The sequence below is a fragment of the Vreelandella sulfidaeris Esulfide1 genome (assembly GCF_054072535.1).
Genome location: NZ_CM133364.1, coordinates 1,784,347 through 1,805,455 on the forward strand (window position 1 = coordinate 1,784,347; position 21,109 = coordinate 1,805,455).

Annotated in this window: 19 protein-coding genes and 1 tRNA gene; 6 read left to right on the forward strand and 14 right to left on the reverse strand. The window is 51.6% G+C overall.

The genetic code is table 11. The annotated features are described in order from the left end of the window. The first annotated feature begins 79 nt into the window (after positions 1-79). Positions 80-1,423 (forward strand): Na+/H+ antiporter family protein, encoded by a 1,344-nt coding sequence (locus ACW44H_RS08200; protein WP_457508358.1) that lies wholly within the window; start codon positions 80-82, stop codon positions 1,421-1,423. Positions 1,424-1,485: 62 nt separating this feature from the next. On the opposite strand, the gene ACW44H_RS08205 is transcribed toward ACW44H_RS08200, so the two are convergent. From ACW44H_RS08205 to ACW44H_RS08225, 5 genes are all read right to left on the reverse strand, one after another. After that, positions 1,486-2,220: an RNA methyltransferase gene (locus ACW44H_RS08205; protein ID WP_457508360.1), complete on the reverse strand. Its 735-nt coding sequence runs from the start codon at positions 2,218-2,220 to the stop codon at positions 1,486-1,488. A 588-nt stretch (positions 2,221-2,808) separates the two neighbouring features. Next, a complete protein-coding gene (gene ltrA / locus ACW44H_RS08210) occupies positions 2,809-4,482 on the reverse strand; it encodes a group II intron reverse transcriptase/maturase (protein WP_457508362.1) in 1,674 nt (557 codons plus the stop codon). 1,029 nt (positions 4,483-5,511) lie between these two features. Continuing rightward, complete coding sequence (gene groL / locus ACW44H_RS08215) at positions 5,512-7,155, reverse strand: chaperonin GroEL (protein WP_113267987.1); 1,644 nt, start codon at positions 7,153-7,155, stop codon at positions 5,512-5,514. An 84-nt stretch (positions 7,156-7,239) separates the two neighbouring features. After that, complete coding sequence (locus ACW44H_RS08220) at positions 7,240-7,533, reverse strand: co-chaperone GroES (protein ID WP_022523671.1); 294 nt, start codon at positions 7,531-7,533, stop codon at positions 7,240-7,242. A 233-nt stretch (positions 7,534-7,766) separates the two neighbouring features. Then, positions 7,767-8,252 (reverse strand): FxsA family protein, encoded by a 486-nt coding sequence (locus ACW44H_RS08225; protein WP_113267986.1) that lies wholly within the window; start codon positions 8,250-8,252, stop codon positions 7,767-7,769. Between the two features lie 181 nt (positions 8,253-8,433). Here ACW44H_RS08225 and ACW44H_RS08230 point away from each other — a divergent pair, with 181 nt between their 5' ends. Then, complete coding sequence (locus ACW44H_RS08230) at positions 8,434-9,195, forward strand: SDR family oxidoreductase (protein ID WP_113267985.1); 762 nt, start codon at positions 8,434-8,436, stop codon at positions 9,193-9,195. An 82-nt stretch (positions 9,196-9,277) separates the two neighbouring features. On the opposite strand, the gene ACW44H_RS08235 is transcribed toward ACW44H_RS08230, so the two are convergent. The 4 genes from ACW44H_RS08235 to ACW44H_RS08250 all read right to left on the reverse strand — a co-directional run bounded on the left by ACW44H_RS08235 (position 9,278) and on the right by ACW44H_RS08250 (position 11,955). Then, positions 9,278-10,264 carry a hypothetical protein gene (locus ACW44H_RS08235; protein ID WP_457508365.1) on the reverse strand — a complete coding sequence of 329 codons (987 nt, stop codon included), beginning with the start codon at positions 10,262-10,264 and terminating at the stop codon, positions 9,278-9,280. A gap of 58 nt (positions 10,265-10,322) precedes the next feature. Continuing rightward, positions 10,323-10,952: a hypothetical protein gene (locus ACW44H_RS08240; protein ID WP_457508367.1), complete on the reverse strand. Its 630-nt coding sequence runs from the start codon at positions 10,950-10,952 to the stop codon at positions 10,323-10,325. Positions 10,953-11,249: 297 nt separating this feature from the next. After that, the gene (locus ACW44H_RS08245; RefSeq protein ID WP_457508369.1) at positions 11,250-11,438 is read right to left on the reverse strand and encodes a hypothetical protein; all 189 of its coding nucleotides are present in this window, start codon (positions 11,436-11,438) and stop codon (positions 11,250-11,252) included. Between the two features lie 432 nt (positions 11,439-11,870). Continuing rightward, positions 11,871-11,955: transfer RNA gene (locus ACW44H_RS08250), tRNA-Leu, on the reverse strand. Between the two features lie 98 nt (positions 11,956-12,053). Between ACW44H_RS08250 and ACW44H_RS08255 the strand changes: the two genes are divergently transcribed. Both ACW44H_RS08255 and ACW44H_RS08260 read left to right on the forward strand, forming a co-directional pair. Then, positions 12,054-12,752 carry a double zinc ribbon domain-containing protein gene (locus ACW44H_RS08255; protein ID WP_457508371.1) on the forward strand — a complete coding sequence of 233 codons (699 nt, stop codon included), beginning with the start codon at positions 12,054-12,056 and terminating at the stop codon, positions 12,750-12,752. 60 nt (positions 12,753-12,812) lie between these two features. Beyond that, a complete protein-coding gene (locus tag ACW44H_RS08260) occupies positions 12,813-13,787 on the forward strand; it encodes a serine/threonine protein kinase (RefSeq protein ID WP_457508373.1) in 975 nt (324 codons plus the stop codon). A 33-nt stretch (positions 13,788-13,820) separates the two neighbouring features. On the opposite strand, the gene ACW44H_RS08265 is transcribed toward ACW44H_RS08260, so the two are convergent. Then, complete coding sequence (locus tag ACW44H_RS08265; RefSeq protein ID WP_457508375.1) at positions 13,821-14,396, reverse strand: hypothetical protein; 576 nt, start codon at positions 14,394-14,396, stop codon at positions 13,821-13,823. A 329-nt stretch (positions 14,397-14,725) separates the two neighbouring features. Between ACW44H_RS08265 and folE the strand changes: the two genes are divergently transcribed. Both folE and ACW44H_RS08275 read left to right on the forward strand, forming a co-directional pair. Continuing rightward, positions 14,726-15,277, forward strand: a complete 552-nt coding sequence (folE, locus tag ACW44H_RS08270) for a GTP cyclohydrolase I FolE (RefSeq protein ID WP_447043989.1) — start codon at positions 14,726-14,728, stop codon at positions 15,275-15,277. 119 nt (positions 15,278-15,396) lie between these two features. After that, positions 15,397-16,854, forward strand: coding sequence for an NAD-dependent succinate-semialdehyde dehydrogenase (locus tag ACW44H_RS08275; protein ID WP_457508377.1), 1,458 nt, complete (start codon positions 15,397-15,399; stop codon positions 16,852-16,854). Positions 16,855-16,971: 117 nt separating this feature from the next. Here the strand turns inward: ACW44H_RS08275 and purH are convergent, their stop codons facing one another. From purH to prmA, 4 genes are all read right to left on the reverse strand, one after another. Then, positions 16,972-18,588 carry a bifunctional phosphoribosylaminoimidazolecarboxamide formyltransferase/IMP cyclohydrolase gene (purH, locus tag ACW44H_RS08280; protein ID WP_457508379.1) on the reverse strand — a complete coding sequence of 539 codons (1,617 nt, stop codon included), beginning with the start codon at positions 18,586-18,588 and terminating at the stop codon, positions 16,972-16,974. Positions 18,589-18,638: 50 nt separating this feature from the next. Then, positions 18,639-18,995 (reverse strand): DNA-binding transcriptional regulator Fis, encoded by a 357-nt coding sequence (gene fis / locus ACW44H_RS08285; protein WP_113267975.1) that lies wholly within the window; start codon positions 18,993-18,995, stop codon positions 18,639-18,641. After that, the gene (gene dusB / locus ACW44H_RS08290) at positions 18,992-20,044 is read right to left on the reverse strand and encodes a tRNA dihydrouridine synthase DusB (protein WP_113267974.1); all 1,053 of its coding nucleotides are present in this window, start codon (positions 20,042-20,044) and stop codon (positions 18,992-18,994) included. The genes fis and dusB overlap by 4 nt, the downstream gene beginning before the upstream one ends. A gap of 98 nt (positions 20,045-20,142) precedes the next feature. Then, positions 20,143-21,057: a 50S ribosomal protein L11 methyltransferase gene (gene prmA / locus ACW44H_RS08295; protein WP_457508381.1), complete on the reverse strand. Its 915-nt coding sequence runs from the start codon at positions 21,055-21,057 to the stop codon at positions 20,143-20,145. Positions 21,058-21,109 lie beyond the last annotated feature (52 nt).

A 21,109-nucleotide genomic window follows, 5' to 3' on the forward strand; every position in this document is an offset into this window, starting at 1 on the left:
GGCTTAGGTTTGTACTTTTAATCTGCTAACATTCGCTCCCTTTGCCGTTAATAACCTCTCAATAGCTCTAGGGATTTTCATGAATGCAGTAATTCTTGCGGTGCTGGTGATGGTGGCACTGTCACTGGCGCGTGTCTCTGTGGTATTTGCGCTGGTCGTGGGCGCTTTAGTCGGTGGTCTAGTCGGTGGTTTATCTCTTGATCAAACGTTGGAGGCCTTCAATGAAGGGGTGGGGGGTGGTGCACAGGTTGCGTTGGCGTATGCGACGCTAGGGGCGTTTGCGGTCGCCATTTCCCGCTCTGGCCTGCCGGATATGCTGGCGAATCGCCTGATAACCCTGCTAGGTAAAGAGACCACTGCCACGCATCAGGCACGTGTCAAAATGTTGTTGCTAACAGCGGTCCTACTGGTGGCGATCTCTTCGCAAAATGCCATCCCCGTGCATATTGCGTTTATACCGGTACTGATACCGCCGCTGTTAACAGTGATGAACCGCCTGAAGTTAGATCGTCGTGCGGTGGCGTGTGCGCTCACCTTTGGTTTAACGGCTCCCTATATGCTGTTGCCGGTAGGGTTTGGGGCAATCTTCTTGAATGACATACTGTTGGCTAATCTCAACAGTGCAGGTGAGCCGCTGGGGCTGGAGATCACCCGCGGCATGGTGCCGATGGCAATGGCTATTCCTGTCGGTGGCATGGCGTTAGGGCTTATCGTGGCGCTGTTATGGAGTTACCGGGGAGCTCGTGAGTACCAGGCGCAAGACATTGCTGCCAACGTGGCCGAAGCGAGTGCGCCGGCAAAGCCGCATATGCTGGGTCTTGTGATGTCAGGGGTGGCCATTGTCGCGGCATTGGGCCTCCAGCTTTATAGTGGCTCAATGATATTGGGCGGGTTGGTCGGTATTGGTCTGTTATCCATGGGTGGAATATTCAAATGGCGTGAAGCAGATGACCTGTTTACCAGCGGTATGCGGATGATGGCGCTGATCGGCTTTATCATGATTTCCGCTGCGGGCTTCGCTGAAGTGATGAAAACCACCGGTGAAATTGATGCGTTAGTATCAGGTGCGTTTGCATTATTCGGCGATAATCGCGGGCTGGCTGCCCTGGTAATGCTGTTGGTAGGACTGTTTATTACCCTGGGTATCGGCTCGTCGTTTTCTACTATCCCCATTATTGCTGCTATTTTTGTTCCGTTAGCCGTCCAGTTTGGGTTCTCGCCAATGGCAACTGTCGTGCTTGTTGGCACCGCGGCGGCGTTGGGAGATGCCGGCTCTCCCGCGTCTGATTCTACGTTGGGCCCGACCTCAGGCCTTAATGTGGACCGTCAGCATGACCACATGTGGGATAGCGTAGTGCCGACGTTTCTGCACTACAACATCCCGTTAGTAGGCTTTGGGTGGCTAGCGGCAATGATGCTGTAAGCATTCAGTGGACAGAAAAAAAGAGCAACCCTTGGTTGCTCTTTTTTCTGTCAGTTAGCCCATTACTTTTCAGGTAGATGGCTTTCAAAAGCACTCAACAGACCGCGCAGTAACGAAAGCTCTTTACGACTAGGTTGGGCGCGGGCAAAAAGCGCCTGTAGTTGTTCTTCAGTGCGGGCGTGAGGCTGAGTTAAAAAACCGCTCTCTTGCATTAAGCGGCCTAGATGCGCTTGGAAATGTAGAAACTGCTCGCGGCTGGGTGGCGTTGCCTCCAGTGGGCGCTGGTAACTAAAGCCGCTATCGTCACCCTTACGCCAAGCGCGATGTACTTCATACGCAAGAATTTGCACCGCTTGGGATAAATTCAGAATGCCGTAATCAGGATTGGCGGGAATGCTGACTTGGTGCGTGCAGCAGCGTATTTCACCGTTAGTGAGTCCCGAACGCTCACGGCCAAACACCAGCGCAACCGGTGCCGTTTGAGCGTTTTGAATGACATCTTCCGCCATATCATCGGGTTCGTCGAAGTGCGGCAACGGCAGGCTACGTAAGCGCGCACTGGCCCCGACGACCTGAACGCAATCGTTAACGGCTTCTTCCAGCGAGCTAACCACCCGTGCACTCTCCAGTACATCAGTGGCGCCTGCCGCTAAACGAGTCGCTTCTTCGTCAGGAAACATGCGTGGATTAACCAGTACCAGCTCGGTTAAGCCCATGGTTTTCATTGCGCGTGCCGCAGCACCGATATTGCCTGGATGAAACGTCTGAACGAGTACGATACGGATATGCTGCAACATGCGCTGATTTCGCCCTATAGCCTAATAAAAATCGCGCCGATAGTAGCACGTTAGCTCCGCGTAATGGGTAGCAAGGTGGTTGAAACGTGGTTGGCAGTGTCTACGATTAATCAAACATCCAAAACGCAACAACCCCGCACAAGGCGGGGTTGTTGGTAATTGCTATACGTTAAGCAATCGAGAGAGCAGAGAGCTCAGGGGTGCATGTCGGGTAGCAGCAGTGCGTTACTGCACCGCCGCCCCCTAAGAACCGTACGTGCGAGTTTCCCCGCATACGGCTCAAGCCTTTATAAGCCCAAAGATGATAAGGCCGACGACTATTTTGATTGGCACTGGTTGCACTGTTCTCTACCAGGCGGCTTACTCTGCTTCGCAACCCAACCAGAGGCAGGGTAATTGTTCAAAGAACAACTTTTCTCCCAATGGTATGTATCGCTACCAGTTTCCTTGTAGTAGTACAGTGGTGATGGCTTAGACATATTCGATACCTCTTTCGCGGTGAAATGATTTGGTTATTTAATAACCAACCTTAACTTAGCAGAAAGAATGCTCGAATACAGCATGTGCTTACTATTGTCAGTAGTGATGCTACATATTGTGTATTATGTCTAATTCACTGTGCAATTGTCGATGGCAATTCGGATGCAGCATTACCAAGTTACTCGACTTGTTACTACCGCCTTTATGCCGTTCCACCACATGATGGACATTCCACCCAGTTTCCCAGGTGATAAAACCACGGCACATCGGACAGCGTTTGTTTTGCCGAGTCCAGAGCTTTTGCAGTTTCTTACGACCTTTCGTCGACGCCTTCCAAGAACGCTCCAACCTGTCCTCAAAATACTGCTCGTCTCTAGGGTCATAAGGGTTCGCCTCCGCCCTGATCTTAGTATGTCGCACAATCGGGATGTCCTTACTGCTCAACAACCTCACTGGCTTGCCGGGCAATAAGGTACTTTGGAAAACCCAGTTCTCGCTTTTGACTGAGTGAAAATATTTCTTTTTCACCCAACGTTTTTGACGATTACCGTGACGCCGACAGCTCCAGCGCCACAAAAGTTTCCAAACACGGTAGTCAACATAGCCAAACGTTTCCTTAGCCACCACGTGACGATGATAGTTGGCCCATCCGAGTAGTACTGGATTAAGCTGCTTTATCAAAATGTCTTGTCGTGACGTACGGTTCACATTGACGATGTCCTTGATTTTTCTCAGGTGTGTTTGCAGGTTCTTACGGCTGGGCTTAATCAACAGCTTGCCGTTGTACTTCCGCAGGTTCTGCCCAAGAAAATCAAACCCTTCTGTAATGTGCGTGACCAAGGTTTTACTGGTCGACAATGTTAGCCCGCGCTCTCCCATGAAGGCAGTAACGACAGGTAGAACATCATTTTCTAACAGCTCTTTTGAGATGGCAGTAATAATGAAATCATCGGCGTATCGCACATAGTTAACTTTGGTCTTGTAGCTGGCTTTGGTATTTTTCCTCCCAAAATGGGATTCCAACACTTTTTCCAGCCCATCAAGCGCCAAGTTGGCTAATACCGGAGAGATAATCCCTCCCTGAGGTGTTCCTGCCTCTGACGGATACAGTTTTCTGGACTCCATGAATCCCGCTTTCAACCACATTTTGAGCACTTGCTTGTCCATAGGGACGTTAGCCAGCAGCCAATCGTGACTGATATTGTCAAAGCACCCCTTGATATCGCCTTCCAGCACCCATTCAGCAGAGTGCTTACGGCTCAAATTGACAAAGCATTGCTCTATCGCATCGGCCGTTGAACGCCAGGGACGAAATCCATAGCTATTACGATCAGCTACCGTTTCTGAAACTGGTTCGAGCGCCAGCAAATATAGTGCTTGCATGGCTCGATCCCGCATCGTAGGTATCCCTAGTGGGCGGCGTGAGCCGTCCGTTTTGGGAATATAGACACGGCGTAATGGGGCAGGGCGATAGCCCTTCCTTTTTAGCCTGCCTAACGCCAACCACTTGGCTTGTGGAGTGCTCCACAATTCACCATCAACACCGGGCGTTTTCTTGCCCCGGTTTTCAGTGACACGTCTAACGGCCAATGTTCTGGCCGCAAACGAGTGGGTAAGTAGTCGTTGCAGGGCTTTCACCTTGCGCCAACGTTTTTCCCTAGTCGCCTTCGCGATCCGCACTTGTAGCCCTCTCACCTGCCTATTAATGACAGACCAATCAATGGTATGCCAGCTTTCGGGCGGGTGGGAGAACGCAGGTACTTGGTTAAAGTCAGTACTCATCTTGCTATCCTCCGAATGCCGATAGGACGACCCTCGGAGAACAAATACATTAGTCCCTTGCGGGAGTGTATTTGCTCCCGCAAGGGTATTGGTAAGGCTCTGGAAGAGCCTATACTTTTATCGTCATGTCTGCATGAAGAGCGCTTTACAGCACTATCACACGATTAAAGACCAGTTGGACGTGGGCCCCGTTTCCGGTAGAGGAACGTTTAACCTCTTATCCATCCCATTACAGGATGGCATTCGCTTTTTCCAACATCCTAAGCCTGCACCTCCTACAGCATCGATTGCTCTTTGCCTGCCCAAGAAGGGCGGAGATACAGGGTTTCCGAGTTCCGTGTCGATGACATGAGTCACTTAGGTTCTGCCAATACACCGAAGGCTGAATAGCAACGTATCCCCAGATGTAAGAGGGATAGCTAGCCTTATACCTTTTGGTCAAAGCGCATCAGTAGCTTGCGCTCATTGCGGCTGACGGTGCTTTTTAGCAGTTCACATAAGTTAACCATATGACTCAGTCTAGCCTCTCAACCGCCTGCTACTGGCGGTATCCTTGATCCACCTCACGATGAAATTCAAGCCCGAATGGGGAGTACATTGTCAGGAAGCTTCGAACCCCGCTGTTGCCAGCGACGCACTATCCCTAGACTACCGTTGGTTGCACAACGGGTTCCTCTCGCTATCTCGACCAAGTTACTTTTGGACTAGACAACGTGGAACAATCATCAGACACAGCTTCACACCGGCAGGTGCTTAGCTTTCTTTAAACGTAGATATCCCCGTTGCATCACAGCTTGGAATTTAAAGCTGCTTCAACGTGTATCCTTCATAGGAGGGGTACAGGCTTAAGCCAATACTCGCGACCGGATACTCCATTAAGGAGTGCCGATACCCGAGCTGGTGTTCAGCCCGGATATCGGGTTTATAGAGGCTATTTTCTGCTGGAAAAGGGGCACTTACTTATTTAAAGTAAGTGCTCCCAAAGGACGTAACCCAGCCAGGCTAGCTACCTGCGCGACTCTCGTCGCACTACATCATGCCGCCCATGCCGCCCATTCCGCCCATGCCACCCATATCGGGGGCAGCGTCTTTCTCTTCAGGGTCTTCAGCGATCATGCACTCGGTGGTGATCATCAGACCAGCAACAGAACCAGCGGACTGCAGTGCAGTACGGGTTACTTTAGCCGGGTCCAGAACACCCATTTCGAACAGGTCGCCGTACTCGCCAGTCTGAGCGTTGTAGCCGAAGTTACCTTCACCGTCTTTTACGCGGTTGATAACGACTGCAGGCTCTTCACCAGCGTTGGAAACGATTTGACGCAGCGGTGACTGCATAGCGCGAAGCGCCATATTAATACCGTGGTTCTGGTCTTCGTTTTCGCCGGTCAAGCCTTGTACTTTGGCCATGACGCGAACCAGGGCAGTACCACCACCAGGTACGACGCCTTCTTCAACAGCGGCACGAGTAGAGTGCAACGCGTCTTCAACGCGGGCTTTCTTCTCTTTCATTTCCACTTCGGTGGCAGCACCGACGCGGATAACGGCAACACCGCCTGCCAATTTGGCAACGCGCTCTTGCAGCTTCTCTTTGTCGTAGTCAGAGGAGGTGTCTTCGATTTGCGTGCGGATCTGGTTAACGCGTGCTTCGATATCGCCTTCTGCACCGGCACCATCAATGATAGTGGTGTTCTCTTTCGACATCGTCATGCGCTTAGCTGTACCCAGGTGATCCAGGTTCGCTTGCTCAAGCGTCAGGCCGACTTCTTCAGAGATGACCGTGCCGTTAGTCAGGATAGCGATATCCTGCAGCATGGACTTACGACGATCGCCAAAGCCAGGCGCTTTAGCAGCGGCTACTTTAACGATACCCCGCATGTTGTTGACGACCAATGTTGCCAGTGCTTCGCCTTCGATATCTTCAGCGATAATAGCTAGCGGCTTGCCTTGCTTGGCAACGGCTTCCAGCACCGGTAACAATTCACGGATGTTGGAGATCTTTTTATCCACTAACAGGATGTAAGGATCTTCCAGTTCAACCGTCATGGTGTCCTGGTTGGTGACGAAGTAGGGAGAGAGGTAGCCGCGATCGAACTGCATACCTTCGACAACTTCCAATTCGTCTTCAAAGCCACGGCCTTCATCAACAGTGATGACGCCTTCTTTGCCGACTTTTTCCATCGCTTCGGCAATGATTTCACCGATGCGCTTGTCACCATTAGCAGAGATGGTGCCTACCTGAGCAATCGACTTGGTGTCGGTGCAGGGGACAGACATTGCTTGGATTTCTTTAACCGCAGCTGCAACGGCTTGGTCGATGCCGCGCTTAAGGTCCATCGGGTTCATACCCGCAGTCACGCCCTTCAGGCCTTCAGCAATAATTGCCTGAGCCAGTACAGTAGCAGTCGTGGTGCCGTCACCAGCAGCGTCAGAAGTCTGTGAAGCGACTTCTTTAACCATCTGGGCGCCCATGTTCTCAAACTTGTCTTTCAGTTCGATCTCTTTAGCAACAGAAACACCGTCTTTAGTGACGGTCGGTGAGCCGAAAGATTTTTCCAGCACCACGTTACGGCCTTTCGGGCCGAGGGTAACTTTTACAGCGTTGGCGAGAACGTCAACACCGCGCGCCATGCGCTTACGTGCATCATCTGAAAATTTAACTTGTTTAGCTGACATATCTGCTACTTCCTAAATTGAATGCAAAACGTGAAAGTAATTGATCGAGGCGCTCATGAAAGAAGGGATGAGCTGCGACGATGGTTAGCCTTCAACAACCGCAAGAATATCGGCTTCACTCATGATCAAGACTTCTTCGCCGTCGATTTTCTGCTTCTCAACGCCGTAGCCATCTTTAAAGATCACGTTGTCGCCAACTTTGACGTCTAGCGGACGGACATCGCCATTTTCCAGAATGCGGCCATTACCGACAGCAAGAATTTCACCACGCGTCGGTTTTTCTTGTGCATTGCCCGGAAGCACGATGCCGCCTGCGGTTTTCTGCTCTTCTTCAACGCGACGGACGATGACACGATCGTGCAAAGGACGGATATTCATTCACGTTCTCCTGAGTAGGGTTGAAGCCCCGATGAGGGCGGTTAGCTAAAAGTGTTCTCGAGGGAGTGCCCCGCGAGAAGTGAAGGCCTGACGGTCTTCATTGTTAATGGCAGCTACCACTTAGATTGCTGCCGAATTTGTATGCTGGTTGAAAAATGGGGGCTGCGGATAGCCTTTCAAGGGGGCGGGTAATAAAAAATTGCTTTTTCGCTGATTTTCTTCCGAAGCAAACCTCAACGACGGCGCGGGGGCTCATCCCGACTAATAAAATCCCCCTCAATCGGGCCATCTTGTTGTGAAGACTGGCTGTTTTGGTGTTCCTTGGGCCGAGCTGATGATGCGCTGGGGTCTTGTTGTTGCCCAGTAACTTTTTTAAGCCCTAGCCAGGTAAGTGCTTTGAACATTAGCTGCCGCGCGCTGGGGATCAAGCATGCCAAACCTAATGCATCCGACAAAAAGCCTGGGGCCATTAACAAGGCACCGCCAAAAATCAGCGCCGCCCCGGTTAGGAGCTCACTAGAGGGCAATTCACCCGCTTGCATGCGTTGGCGCGCCCGCGCAAAGGTGGACACACCTTCTTTGCGAATCAAGTGTAGCCCGACAAAGCCTGTGCCGAGCACTAAGAGTAGGGTGGTGAGTAGGCCGATCTGGCTGCCAATCGAAAACAGAACCACAAAATCAAGTAGAGTAAAGAGCGATATAAAAACAAGAATAGGCATGGCTAACTCCAGGAAAAACGACTCGATGACAGTCTTAATTGCGTAATATGGTGACATAAATATAAATAGCAAGCAGCTAACATGGCGTGTTCCAGCGGTGATGTCGCTCGATTTATGTCAATAATTCTTCTATGCTGCAATGCACAATGCGGCTGGTTCAATCTATTGTTGGGAGTCACGAATGGTACTTAACGATAAAGTAATTGCAGTCACGGGTGGTGCGCGTGGGTTGGGTTATGCCATGGCGCTGCGTTTGGGCAAACAAGGCGCGCGCATGGCGCTATTGGATATGAGCGCTGAAGCGCTTGATCAGGCAGTGTCACAACTTTCTGCTGAAGGTGTCGATGCCCAGGCGTTTGTAGTGAATGTCGCCGAAGAGGCCTCCGTGACTCAGGCGTTTGCCGATATCGCGCAGCGCATGGGGCCGGTCAGCGGCTGCGTCAATAATGCCGGTATTACCCAAGATGCGCTGCTGGTAAAGGCCAAAGAAGGCCAAGTAGAAAAACGCATGTCCTTAGAAGCTTGGCAAAACGTTATTAATGTCAATTTAACCGGCGTTTTTCTATGTGGACGCGAGGCCGCCACACAGATGATTGAAGCGGGGCACGAAGGCGTGATCGTTAATATTTCCAGCATTTCCCGTGCGGGTAATAGGGGGCAAAGTAACTACGCAGCCGCTAAAGCGGGCGTGCATGCGCTGACGGTGACCTGGAGTCAAGAGCTGGCGCGCTATGGTATTCGTACCGGTACCGTTGCACCTGGGTTTATTGCTACCGAAATGACTGCGGCGATGCGGCCCGATATGTTGGAGCGCATCTCGTCGAGCGTGCCGCTAAAACAGTTGGGTGAGCCGGATAACATTGCCCAAAGCGTTGCGTTTGTCTTTGAAAATGATTACTTCACTGGGCGCATCATTGAGTGCGATGGTGGATTGCGGCTGTAATTTTCCGCTGTGACAACCCAGAGATTTGCTCGATAAAATGGGCGACCCTATAAGACCGTCCATAGCATATATTTATATTGGTTTAAAAATAATCGCGGCTAATCTCGCGTTGAAAATACATTTCCAGGCGCAGCGTCATGGCCCAGCGTGGGTCGTAGCTAACGTCGCGTTGAAAATGTAACTCCGGAATGACATCGGCAAATAAAATACCTTTGTGAATGTCGCGGCGATAGCGCGTTTGTAAGTAGTAATTGGTCATGCGGGGATTTGATGCGCTTTCACCGATAGCAATAGCGGAATAACGTAAGGCGCTGCGTCGGTTAATACGGTGATTGATTTCGGCAATCTCACTGTATTCCAGCTTGTCTTCTTCTTCGCGCCACTGAACGTTGGTAATAAACCGTAAATGGCGGCGCTCACTTAAAGGACGGCCAACATCCCAGCGCGTTCGGGCAGAGTACCCTTCATTATTAAACCAAGAAACGCGATTGTTCGACTCAAGCTGCCAAGGCCCTTCGCCAAGCTGCCACAGACGCTCGCTGGTAAAACGTACGTAAGGATCGAGGGGGAGGCGTAGGCGAATCCCCGCCCCTACACGGTTGCTCCAGTTTTCACGCTTGTCGCGGGTTTCTAACCAATCCAAGCCTAACGTAGAGCTGCGTCGATCACGTTGGTCATTAGCAAGTCGTCCTGAGCCTTGCTCTTCTAGGGTGCCTTGCGACTCTTCCGGATCGCTCTCTAGGACCAAACGTAAGCGCTCTTCGGAGGTGGGCAGATCAATACGATAACGAAGCGTTGTATCACCGCGGGTACCATCTCCCTCCATCCAGTCAATTTCCTGACCAAACCTTAGGTAAGACTCATTCTTCGCCTGCATATGGTCGTCTGTGCCAAAGAAACCATCAATACGGCGCGAGGTGTTATCTACCCAGTTGCCTACGCTTTCGCGAAATGGCTCAATGCGTTCTTCCGCCCAATCAGGTAGGTCACTATCTTCCTCTTCAGCATAAGCGTTAGCCGCTACCGTGGTCATTATGCCGAGCCAGCAGAAGGTTAGGAATTTATGCATCGAGGCGTCTCAATCTAGGGTTCTTGTTGTCCAAAAACAGCGTGACGAAGGTGTTGGATCAGCGTGCTTTATGGGTTTCAATCTCTTTCGCCCATTCTAATACACGCTTTCGCTGACTGCGGCTATTAAGTCGATCTGTATCGACGTTTACCGGAATCAACTGGTGGTTAGGCGATGCATCTAAATCAAGGTTAAAGGTGCGCGTAGCGCCAGTGGGCATATCTTCAGAACCATAAATAGCGATGACACGAATTTCAAGTTGGATATTTTGCTCATGCAGCAAATTATCTTCAATTTCCCAGTAGGCTTTGATCTGGCTCACAATGTCGCCAAAGGATTGAATGTTCAAATAGCCACCAGAAGCAAGCGGGCCTTGAAAGGTGTGATAGCTATTTTCTTCCTGCTCGCTGCCGCGCTGTTGGTACTCGACAACGTCTAGGGAATAACTGCGTTTTTGAGTATGCAGCACCGTTATCAAGTGTTGTATATAGATGGCTTCACTGCTCATATTGCTGATTAGGCAGATCGCCTCCACACCAATGCCTTTGCCGCGATTAATAATTACACGCGGGCGACGCTGGCGTACATAGCCGTTATAAAGCAATTGGGCATAAAACACCCAGACAAAGAGGGTGCAAATGCTGGCCACAGCGGAAATTGCTTGAGCGTTATCGTTAAGCCATTCCATTAGGCGAGATCCTTCTCATAGTCTTTTGGGATAGCTCTTTGCGAAAGTCCTTTGAGACAGTCTTTGGAGCTAGTCATTGCCGGAAAATATAGCGAGTATTTCAGACAGAGCCTAACGGAAAAGCGGGGGCAAGTCAGTTAGATCTAGCTATTATCATTATGTGGCGCTGTGTTGATAAGTAACCGCCAAACATGAAAGCCCCGCTGGTTCGTCTTCCAGCGGGGCTTCTTGGTAACAACGATTGAGTATGCAGCACATTTCTATGTTAATGGCCCAAACGATCAAGTGCTTTAGGGATTAAGGACGATTGTCGCCATTGTCGCTAGGCCGTCGCTCTGTCGTATGGCGCGGCGTAGCTTGCGGCTGTTGCGGTGGACGCTTTCCAGAATCGCGATTACGAAACTTGCTCCAGGCGGATTTGGCTTTCTGTCGGTTTTCAGGCTTACGCAACCAATTTGCAGCTGCCATCATAATCCACTTTCTCATGCGAACCTCCTGATTCCTTGTTGAGAGGTGTATTGCGTCTTACCCCTAAGCCTATAGCCTAACCCTTCAGGGTTGGCTAGTACTGGTGACGTTATTAGACGCGCCATGCTACCCTCAGTTCCTGCTGGTTTGCTTCTTCAGCAACAAACCATCTCCTGACGGCGCAGCTTATACCAGTACAGTACGAACGAGGCGATATTTCAACGAGCAGTAATATGGTAATGCAATAAATTCTGAGATTAATAAGCTTGAGGTGAATGCTTTTCATGCATGATTGCTGTCATTATACAAAGACTTAAGCTTGCAAGAGGGCATACATAAAAACGATGACTTAAAGGGGGTAGTTCTGGGGAAAGCAGACCAAAGAAGGGGATATGAAACGCTTGATCTGCTTGGCTTTAGACTTTATAGAGCAATCTAAAGCATTCAAATTGGTGCGGATGGGGAGACTCGAACTCCCACACCTTACGGCACTAGAACCTAAATCTAGCGTGTCTACCAATTCCACCACATCCGCTAAGACGATGCGTATACTATCAATTTTGTGGTAGAAGTCAATCATAGTTTTCCATTTTTATGCATCGTTAATTACACCCATAACCGCGAGGAGGAAGCATGGTTTTAAAACAATGGCTGCAGCGGGGAAGTCATTGGATCAAGCAAGCCATGCCAGGTTATTGCGCCTTTTGTTTAGCGCCGGCGCTAGCAGGGCGAGGGTGGTGCGCGACCTGTTTGGATGAGCTGCCGTGGAACATTCATGCCTGCCGCCAATGCGGCGAACCAGTGGCGAATGAAACCCCGTTATGCGGGCACTGCTTAATAGAATTGCCAGCGTTTTCGGCCACGCGGGCTGGGCTGTTGTACCAAGGGGGGATTAAAGCGCTGGTGCATGATTTTAAGTTCCATGCATCTCCGCGGGCGGGCACACTGTTATGCAATTTAATGTTATTAACCCCGCCGACAGCCATGGGTGACGCTCTAGTGTCGGTGCCTATGCACCCTTCGCATGCCCGCACGCGAGGATTTAATCAATCGCACTGGTTAGCCGAGCAGCTCAGCCAACAGCTTGGTATGCCTGTCGTTAATGGGAGACGAATAAAAGATTCTCACTCTCAGCGAACGCTGAATCGCCAACAACGGGCTGCCAACCTGGCGGGTGCTTTTGTATTTGAATCGCCGCCGCCGGCGCATTTAGTGATAGTCGATGATGTAGTCACCACGGGCGCCACAGGGCATGCATTAGCAAATGCTGCTCTAGAGGCAGGTGCGCAGCGTGTTGATATTTGGGCGGCTGCACGAACACCTTTAGGTTAGGGTTGCTAGAATAGCCCTTTAGCATATTCAAAAGCCTTTTTGCCAATCCAGGAGTGACCTATGTCACACCCGTTTAGCTCTCTTTCGCCCGATTTAGTAATGTCTGCAGTAGAGTCGCTCAATGTTTGGCCAGCAGGCGAGCCCTTTGCACTGAATAGTTACGAAAATCGTGTGCTGATGTTTCGCGATGACGAGGGCAAGAATTGGATCGTTAAGTTTTATCGCCCTGATCGCTGGTCGGATATGGCGATACAGGAGGAGCACGATTTTCTACAGGAGCTTGCTGATCATCAAGTGCCGGTAGTGGCGCCTTGGCGTGATCAGGCTGGTGATTCATTACACTATTATAAGACTTATCGATTTGCGCTGTTTCCTCATTGCCCCGGTCAGGCGCCTGAGTTAGATAATCCATCACACTTATTTGCAATGGGGGAGGTGCTAGGGCGGCTACATAAAGTGTCGGCTAAAAAAGCCTTTCAGCATCGTCCTCGTTTAGAAATGGTGGATGGCATCCTGGATGCACAGCAACGCGTGCTAGCTAGCAACTGGATGACTCCTCATCAGCGCAGAGCCTATGACAGAGTGATTGATAAAGTGCATCAGCACCTTACCCAACATAACGTGCCCGCCAGCAAGATGATTCGTTGCCACGGAGATTGTCATTTGGGCAATGTGCTGGGTCGTGACGAGCAATTCACTCTTGTCGATTTTGACGACTGCCTCACAGCGCCTGCCATACAGGATATCTGGATGCTACTTCCCACTGACGATCCTCAGGGATGGCGATCTTACCTGAGTGAAATTACCGAAGGGTATGAAGAAGCATGCCCATTTCCTACTGAGCAGATGTCGTTGATCGAGCCGCTACGAAGTTATCGCTTGATTAGTCACTCAGCGTGGCTGGTATCGCGTTGGGATGATCCCGCTTTTCCACGTGCATTTCCCTGGTTGGCGGATAGTGGCTATTGGGATCAGCATATCCGCCAATTAGAACAGCAATGCCTTCAATTAGAACAACCACGCTGGCTGGCATAAGCCAGCTTTATTGCAGCGTTAGTTGGCCCTGGTTCATTCTTCTAAACCTGGATCAGGCACGGCTTCTTCGCGAGGCACTGGGTTGTCGATGCCTTCTCCGTTAACCTGGCGGCGTTGCTCATTGAGCTCTGCGGAAGGATTGTCTAACTCTTTAATTTCAACGGGTTCATCCAGGGTTAGGAGGAACGTTTGCCCAGGCGAGAGCTTACATGGGGTATCTTCGCAAGCGATGCCGTACTGGCCATCCTCTGCATACGCGCTGGCACTAAACTCGCCAGTGAATATATCGCTGTCATCGTCATGGGTTTCAATGCATGTGGCTTCTTGGGTGGTAACGCGAATTCGTTCATCCACTAATTGCGCATTACCGACAATGACGCAATATTCAGGTAGTGAGTGCGAAGCTCCTGCTGCTTGAGTGGGATGTAGCAAAATCTCATTAAGGCGTGCCTGGCTTGACTCAAAGGCAAGCTCCTCAACAACCTCAACACCTACGGTCGCTTCATTAGGCAGAGAAAACGTGGCTTCCGCTTCCTCAGCATATAGGGGCGTAGCAAGAAAAGGGGCCACGATAGCGGTTAACCAAAATGTTGTTGGCTTAAATGACATGGTGAACTCTCAATGTTGGCGCCTGCAATAAAGGCGGTAAACTAAAACAATTTATCATAGCACAGGCTCCAGTGTTGCAAAGTGAGCTACGCGTCGCTCTGCCGCAGGTAGTGACCCATTGGCGGGCTATTTGCGGTAAAATACGCTCATTATTTATAAACTCTTGTGCGGTAATTTTGTAAGATATACCTTTTGTATAACATGAGTAGAGGAGACGTTGCTTAACGTCGCCCTAATAATGATTTTTATGCGCAAAGGGCTATAGACTGAAGTGGCCGCTTGAGTGCGATTGCGCATCGTTTTTGAGATAGCTATTGATGAGGCTAAATATGTCCGATGATATCGCCGAGCACTATCGCCAGATAATTTCAGCACTTGGCGAAGACCCTAATCGTGAAGGGCTGCGAGATACACCAAAACGTGCGGCCAAGGCCATGCAGTTTTTAAATGCCGGCTATTCACAGTCGCTAGAAACCATTATTAACGGTGCGGTGTTTGAATCCGAAACGGATGAAATGGTGCTGGTAAAAGATATCGAGCTCTACTCAATGTGCGAGCATCATCTTTTGCCCTTCATTGGTAAATGCCATATTGCTTATCTGCCAAACGGCAAAGTGCTAGGGCTATCCAAGTTTGCTCGCATCGTCGATATGTATGCTCGCCGCATGCAAATTCAAGAGAACCTAACGCGTGAAATCGCTGAAGCAGTCCAGGAAGTCACCCAGGCTAAAGGGGTTGCTGTGGTTATTGAGGCACGTCATTTATGCATGATGATGCGCGGAGTAGAAAAACAAAATTCCAGCATGACATCATCGGTAATGCTGGGTGGGTTTCGTAGCAACCAAGCGACCCGACATGAATTTTTAATGCTCATCAGCTGAATCTACACTGGGTAATTGGCTAGTAAAGTACGCTGCATATTTGGTCTAACGGGGTGTTTCGTCTTAGCATGAAGATGTTAATGAGCCTATAAGACCATCACTGTGGTCAGGAGTCTGACATGGAAGCGCTTAAAGAAACACAGCTGTATTGCCCGTTTGCCTACATAGACGGCAGCTGGGTTGCAGCGGATAGCGGCGAGCAGATTACGGTATTGAACCCGGCAACCGGTGAGCCGATTGGCGATATTCCGCGGTTGGGGAAAGCCGAGACCGAGCGGGCGATTGATGCGGCGGATGCTGCGCTACCCGCATGGCGGGCCCTTACCGCCCAAGAGCGCGCCGATTTACTGCTGAAGTGGCACGACCTAATGCTAGAGCATCAGCAGGATCTTGCGATGCTGATGACCTACGAACAGGGCAAACCACTCAAAGAAGCGGCGGGCGAAATTGCCTATGCGGCCAGCTTTATACGCTGGTTTGCCGAAGAGGCGCGGCGCGTTTATGGTGAAACGATTCCTGCGGGTAAAGCCAATCAACGTATCGTCGTGACTAAACAGCCTGTCGGTGTTGTTGGCGCAATTACCCCTTGGAATTTCCCCGCTGCTATGATTACGCGTAAAGCCGGGGCTGCGCTAGCGGCAGGATGTACCTTCGTGGTTAAGCCCGCTAGCCAAACACCCTTTTCAGCCACCGCCCTGGCGTTGTTGGCCGAGCGTGCCGGCATTCCGCGCGGCGTATTTAACGTGGTGCCAGGCAGCGCGAGCGATATTGCACAAGCCATGACTCAATCACCGAAAGTGCGCAAAATCACTTTTACCGGGTCTACCGAAGTGGGCCGGAAACTGATGGCGCAAGCGGCTGAGCACGTGCAGAAGATTTCGTTGGAGTTGGGTGGCAACGCCCCCTTTATCGTCTTTGAAGATGCCGATTTAGATGCTGCGGTAGAAGGGGCTATGGCCGCCAAATTCCGTAATGCCGGGCAAACGTGTATTTGTACTAACCGCTTTTTAGTGCAGTCCAGCGTGATTAACGCTTTTTGTGAAAAGCTGGCAGTCGCCATGAATAGCGAGCTGCATGTAGGCGATGGCACCAAGCCGAATATTAATATCGGCCCGCTGATCGATGAAAATGGCGTTAAAAAAGTCAGTGAGCATGTACAGGATGCCATTGATCATGGTGCTGAACTACTATTAGGCGGCCATCCGCATCCGTTGGGCGGTAATTTTTTCACACCAACACTGATCAGTTTTGCAACCGATAAGATGAAAGTGGCTCACGAAGAGACGTTTGGCCCGTTAGCCGCTGTCTTCCCGTTTGACGATGAGGAAACCGCGATTGAAATGGCCAATGACACCCAGTATGGATTGGCATCCTATTTCTATTCCCGCGATCTTGCCCGGGTATGGCGCGTAGCCGAGGCGCTGGAGTACGGTATGGTGGGTATCAATACAGGGGCTATTTCCAATGCCACTGCGCCGTTTGGGGGCGTAAAAGCTTCAGGTTTGGGTCGCGAGGGTGGCCACCAGGGCTTGGAAGAATATCTGGAAACCAAGTATCTGTGTATTGATCTTGGCTAAGCCTTTCCCTCTCTTTTATTGAAATAATAATGTAAAAAGCCCCATCGACTGCTCTTACCCAAAGAGTGTCGGTGGGGCTTTTTTATTACCGTTTAGTAATATGTTGAAATTTTACGTTTAGTGGCGGAAGTGGCGCATGCCGGTAAATACCATGGCAATGCCAGCTTCATTGGCGGCGTCGATGACTTCCTGATCACGCATGGAGCCGCCTGGCTGTATAACCGCAGTAATACCTGCCGCTGCGGCAGCATCGATGCCATCGCGGAAGGGGAAGAACGCATCAGACGCCATCACTGAGCCGGGAACAGAAAGTCCTTCGTCAGCGGCTTTAATACCGGCTATTTTAGCGGAATAAACTCGGCTCATTTGCCCTGCGCCCACACCCACGGTTTGGCCCTCTTTGGCATACACAATGGCGTTGGATTTAACAAATTTGGCCACCCGCCAAGCAAAAGCAAGGTCGCGTAGTTCTTGTTCGCTGGGGGCGCGCTGGCTGACCACGGTCAGGTCATCGCGGGTCACCATGCCGTCGTCGCGCTCTTGTACCAGCAAGCCGCCATTGACGCGCTTAAAGTCCAACGCAGGCTGCTGTTCGCCGGGCCAGTGAGCGCTGACATCCAGCAAGCGAACGTTTTGCTTATTTGCCACGATGGCGGTGGCTTCGTCGCTGACGCCTGGGGCAATAATCACCTCGACGAACTGGCGGTCAATAATCGCCTGGGCGGTTTCGGCGTCCAGTGGCGTATTGAAAGCGATAATGCCACCAAACGCGCTAGTAGGGTCGGTGGCAAAGGCTTTGTCGTAAGCGGCTAAGGCGGTCGCGCCTATGGCCACGCCGCAGGGATTGGCGTGCTTAACAATAACGCAGGCCGTCTCACTAAAGGCTTTCACACATTCAAAGGCGGCGTCAGTATCGGCCACATTGTTATATGAGAGTGGTTTGCCCTGAAGCATTTTTGCCGTGGCAACGCTGGGTTCGTTTGCCTGGGGGTCGACGTAGAAGGCTGCCTGCTGATGCGGATTTTCGCCATAACGCATGTCCTGCTTCTTATCTAGTTGCAGATTGAAGGTGCGTGGGAATGCCTCATCGGCAGTGTTTACCTTGCTTCCTAGGTAGTCAGCAATCGCACCATCGTAGCCCGCGGTGTGCTCAAATGCTTTAACCGCCAAGTCAAAACGTGTGGCGCGACTAACGTGGCCATCCTGGGCGGCCAGCTCGCCAAGTACCCGGGCGTAATCACTGCTATTGACCACAATAGTGGTGTAGGCGTGATTTTTGGCGCAGGCGCGTACCATGGTAGGGCCACCAATATCGATATTCTCGATGGCTTCTTCAAGCGTGCAATCTGGCTTGGCAACGGTGGCAGCAAAGGGATAGAGATTGACGACTACCATATCAATCGGGGTGATGTCGTTTTCGGCCATGACCGCGTCGTCTTGGCCACGACGGGCCAGAATGCCGCCGTGTATTTTCGGATGTAACGTTTTAACACGACCATCCATAATTTCTGGAAAGCCGGTGTGCTCAGAGACTTCTTTCACCGCAATGGCGTTTTCCTGCAATAGACGAAAGGTGCCTCCAGTGGAGAGAAGTTCAACACCGTGCTCAGTGAGTCCACGGGCGAACTCCACAATGCCGGTTTTATCAGAAACGCTCAAAAGCGCACGGCGAACGGGAGCGGTATTGCTATCAGTCTGAGAAGGATTATCAGACATTAGAGGGTTATCAGCCATTAGAGTGCTCTTGTGCAGAGTCGAGAATTAAAAACAACGACGCCCCAGGGTTACGGGGCGTCACCTTCGATAAGTCCGTACAGCTTGAGTTTTTTACGCAGGGTACCGCGGTTCAGGCCAAGGACATCAGCAGCCCGGGTCTGGTTGCCGTCGGTGTGCTCTAGAACGCAGGCGAGTAGAGGTGCCTCGACTTCGGCCATCACCATGGCATAAAGATCGGTAGCCTGACTGCCGTCTAGATGCTCAAAATAGCGGCGCATAGCCATTTCTACTGCCTCGCGAAGCGGCTGTGGCGGCGAGCTAGCAATAGCAGGGTCAGCTAGCGTGCCCGCTAGAGGGGTATAGCTCTCGCTGGGATAGGCGTCGCTGGGGTAGTCGTCGCTAGAGAGAAGATCGCGTTCAGTCATGCAGCATAGCTTCCTTTGGCTAGCAGACGCATGGCGGCGCCAGGGGCCATCACGTCGTTGATCCAATCAAATTGCGTTTCAGGTGACGCTAACGCATTGAACTGCTGCTTAAGCGTGCGCTGCTGAGGCTGCGTAAAGCGGAGGTCATCATTGATGTACCAGCCAACATGCTTACGCGCGATGCGCACTCCCATGGTCGTACCGTAAAACTCATGTAACGCTTCCACGTGCCCGAGAAGTACCTGCTGACGCTCCGTCAGCGTGGGCAAAGCCATCTTTTCTCCATAGTGAAGATAATGGCTAATCTGTTGAAAGATCCATGGGTTGCCTTGAGCGCCACGGCCAACCATTACTGCATCAGCACCTGTATACGCGAGTACCTCGGCGGCTTTTTCGGGGCTTGTTATGTCGCCATTGGCAATTACGGGTATCGAGAGGCGAGATTTGATCTCGGCAATCGTGTCGTACTCTGCCTGTCCAGTATAGCGCTGCTGGCGATGACGGCCATGTATGGCTAACGCTTGAATGCCTGCTGACTCGGCAAGCCTTGCAATGCGTAGTGCATTGTTCGATTCAGCGCACCAGCCCGTGCGAATTTTCAACGTTACTGGAATATCGACCGCTGACACCACTGCGTCGAGAATGTCGGCGACCAGGGCTTCATCGCGAAGCAGCGCAGACCCAGCGGCTTTATTGCACACTTTCTTGGCGGGGCAGCCCATATTTATATCAATAATCTGTGCGCCTAGCTCGGCATTCAAGCGTGCTGCCTGAGCGAGCATCTCAGCGTCGCCTCCGGCAATTTGCACCACACGCGGGTCAGGCTCACCGCGGTGATCCATGCGCAGCTGAGATTTACGTGTATGCCAGAGGCTAGGATCCGCCGTCACCATTTCGCCCACCACCCAGCCAGCACCCAGCCGTCGACATAGCTGACGAAAAGGGCGGTCGGTAACGCCGGCCATGGGCGCGAGAATTACCCGATTAGGTAATGTAAACGGACCAATAGTGGCTGGGCCTGGGGTGGCCGGTAGTGCGGTTAAAGTCATGGTGTCGGGCTTTGTATGCTGTGCTGGCGGCGAGTAGGCGCGTTCAAGGAGGCGTATGATACGCCTACTCGGCGACAGGGTGAAGGCGGATTGCCGCTTTAACGCGGACGTTGGCCACTTAGCCGCACCCAGCCTTCACGGATCAACGGTTCATCCATCATGATTCCCTGCGCCGCATAGGCCTGATGAACATCCTCGGCTTGGTTGGCTAAAATACCCGATAGTGCGATACGACCGCCTGGGGCCACGTGCCCTGCAATCATCGGTGCTAATTCGACCAATGGGCCAGCCAAAATGTTGGCAGTCACGATGGGATAGCCGCCACCATCGCTTAACTGTTCAGGGTAATATAGATTTAAATCTTCTTCGGCAATGCCGTTACGCTCCGCATTGTCGCGGCTGGCCTGCAGTGCTTGAGGGTCAATATCTGTCGCGTCGGCATGGTCCGCGCCCAACTTAAGCGCAGCAATGGCAAGAATGCCTGAGCCGCAGCCGACGTCTAAAATAGTTTGCTGTGCTAGGTGGCCTGCAACTGCCACTTCATCCAACCATTCCAGGCACAGCGCTGTGGTCGGGTGCGTGCCGGTACCAAAGGCAAGGCCAGGGTCGAGAATCAAGTTCACCGCATCGGCTTCAGGGGGCTCATGCCAGCTGGGGACGATCCAAAGGCGTTGCCCCATGCGTAGTGGCGTAAAATCATCCATCCACTCGCGCTCCCAGTCGCGGTCTGCTAGCAGCTCATACTCGATGGCCGGGCAGGGTTCGCCTGGCATCTGCTCAGACCACGCTGCCTCAATACGCTCCAGCATGCTTGCGATGCCCTCTAGGTCGTCGTAGAGGCCGGTAAGGATAGTATCTTCCCACAGCGGTGTCGTGCCGCGCTCGGGCTCAAATACCGGATCATCGTGGGCATCCTGAAGGCCGATTGCTGTTGCACCTTCGTCAAGCAACAGCTCTTCGAGGAACTCTGCCTGCTCGGGGGCGACATGAGCTTTGAGTTGAAGCCAGGGCATGAAGGTTCTCCGCAAGACGAATTAAAGACAGTACAGTAGAGGCAAGTACAGT

Excerpts from the sequence above, each read along its gene's own strand:
- ACW44H_RS08200 (WP_457508358.1), top strand. The coding sequence starts at position 80 with ATGAATGCAGTAATTCTTGCGGTGCTGGTGATGGTGGCACTGTCACTG.
- ACW44H_RS08205 (WP_457508360.1), bottom strand. The coding sequence starts at position 2,220 with ATGTTGCAGCATATCCGTATCGTACTCGTTCAGACGTTTCATCCAGGC.
- ltrA (WP_457508362.1), bottom strand. The coding sequence starts at position 4,482 with ATGAGTACTGACTTTAACCAAGTACCTGCGTTCTCCCACCCGCCCGAA.
- groL (WP_113267987.1), bottom strand. The coding sequence starts at position 7,155 with ATGTCAGCTAAACAAGTTAAATTTTCAGATGATGCACGTAAGCGCATG.
- ACW44H_RS08220 (WP_022523671.1), bottom strand. The coding sequence starts at position 7,533 with ATGAATATCCGTCCTTTGCACGATCGTGTCATCGTCCGTCGCGTTGAA.
- ACW44H_RS08225 (WP_113267986.1), bottom strand. The coding sequence starts at position 8,252 with ATGCCTATTCTTGTTTTTATATCGCTCTTTACTCTACTTGATTTTGTG.
- ACW44H_RS08230 (WP_113267985.1), top strand. The coding sequence starts at position 8,434 with ATGGTACTTAACGATAAAGTAATTGCAGTCACGGGTGGTGCGCGTGGG.
- ACW44H_RS08235 (WP_457508365.1), bottom strand. The coding sequence starts at position 10,264 with ATGCATAAATTCCTAACCTTCTGCTGGCTCGGCATAATGACCACGGTA.
- ACW44H_RS08240 (WP_457508367.1), bottom strand. The coding sequence starts at position 10,952 with ATGGAATGGCTTAACGATAACGCTCAAGCAATTTCCGCTGTGGCCAGC.
- ACW44H_RS08245 (WP_457508369.1), bottom strand. The coding sequence starts at position 11,438 with ATGAGAAAGTGGATTATGATGGCAGCTGCAAATTGGTTGCGTAAGCCT.
- ACW44H_RS08255 (WP_457508371.1), top strand. The coding sequence starts at position 12,054 with ATGGTTTTAAAACAATGGCTGCAGCGGGGAAGTCATTGGATCAAGCAA.
- ACW44H_RS08260 (WP_457508373.1), top strand. The coding sequence starts at position 12,813 with ATGTCACACCCGTTTAGCTCTCTTTCGCCCGATTTAGTAATGTCTGCA.
- ACW44H_RS08265 (WP_457508375.1), bottom strand. The coding sequence starts at position 14,396 with ATGTCATTTAAGCCAACAACATTTTGGTTAACCGCTATCGTGGCCCCT.
- folE (WP_447043989.1), top strand. The coding sequence starts at position 14,726 with ATGTCCGATGATATCGCCGAGCACTATCGCCAGATAATTTCAGCACTT.
- ACW44H_RS08275 (WP_457508377.1), top strand. The coding sequence starts at position 15,397 with ATGGAAGCGCTTAAAGAAACACAGCTGTATTGCCCGTTTGCCTACATA.
- purH (WP_457508379.1), bottom strand. The coding sequence starts at position 18,588 with ATGGCTGATAACCCTCTAATGTCTGATAATCCTTCTCAGACTGATAGC.
- fis (WP_113267975.1), bottom strand. The coding sequence starts at position 18,995 with ATGACTGAACGCGATCTTCTCTCTAGCGACGACTACCCCAGCGACGCC.
- dusB (WP_113267974.1), bottom strand. The coding sequence starts at position 20,044 with ATGACTTTAACCGCACTACCGGCCACCCCAGGCCCAGCCACTATTGGT.
- prmA (WP_457508381.1), bottom strand. The coding sequence starts at position 21,057 with ATGCCCTGGCTTCAACTCAAAGCTCATGTCGCCCCCGAGCAGGCAGAG.